This window comes from Helicobacter rappini, assembly GCF_900198625.1.
Taxonomy (GTDB): Bacteria; Campylobacterota; Campylobacteria; order Campylobacterales; family Helicobacteraceae; genus Helicobacter_A; species Helicobacter_A rappini.
On the sequence record NZ_FZPK01000090.1, the window covers coordinates 1 to 1,079 of the forward strand.

Annotated in this window: 1 protein-coding gene; it reads left to right on the plus strand. The window is 26.8% G+C overall.

The genetic code is table 11. The annotated features are described in order from the left end of the window. A partial coding sequence (locus tag C6H17_RS11875; RefSeq protein WP_104731470.1) for a tyrosine-type recombinase/integrase occupies positions 1 to 1,079 on the plus strand: 1,079 nt, incomplete at both ends.

Genomic DNA, 1,079 nt, shown 5'->3' on the forward strand with positions numbered 1-1,079 from the left:
CTTAAAGACTACTTGCAATACATGCAAGATAAAGATAAAAATGCAAAGCTTACTTTTAAGTATGTTTTTAATGAATGGATAGAAAAACAAAGCATAAGAGAAACTACAAAAAAGCAATATATGCACCAATCAAAACCACTTTTAAAAGTGTTTGGTAATAAGCTAATACAAGATATTACTAAAAATGATATTTTAGAGTTTTTGCAAAGATATCAAGTAAGGGGTAAATTAGCTATATGTTACCAACTTTATAGAATGCTAAGGCGTGTATTTGATTATTGCATAGCTTACGATTACATAGAATATAGCGTATGTGATAGGATTAAATATAAGATAATATTTAAATTACCTGATGTAAAACACCATAAAGCAATACTTGAAAAAGATTTAAAAGACTTTGTTATATATAGCAATAAAGCCTTATTTAATGATTTAGATATACATAAACATAACGATATAAGCAGGACTACAAGGTATTTAACACTAGATTACAGACTATTTGCAATTATGTATAAATTTAATATGTATATGCCCTTGAGAATACATAATATTTTAAACTTAGAATGGGGGGATATAGATTTTAAAAATAAAATGTTAGTGATACCTGCTTATAAAATGAAACTCAATAAAGAGTTTAAATTACCTTTAAGTAGTCAAGCACTTGAAATACTAGAATTTATGTATAAACAAAAGCTAGATAACTTTGTTTTTTCATGTGCTTTAAGTGATAAGGTAAGAATGCAAAGGTCGCTTTATAATGCTTTGAATGAGTATTTGGAGTTAGAAAAACAAGGCTTAATAGCTAGAGATACACAAAGAAAACTAGCTAATAAGTATCTAGTAAGTTATTCTAGTATTAGGGATTTGATACATAGATATAAAAAAGACAATAGCATAAAAGATAAATATAAAAAGTTTATTGACAATGCCTTACATAAACACACAAAATACAAAGCATACACAAACTTTTTAACAACACATAAGCTAAACACACCACACAGAATCCGCTCCACATTTTCAACTATATTATATGATTTAACACCTAAGCATAAGCCAGACTTTACAATTATTGAAATGTG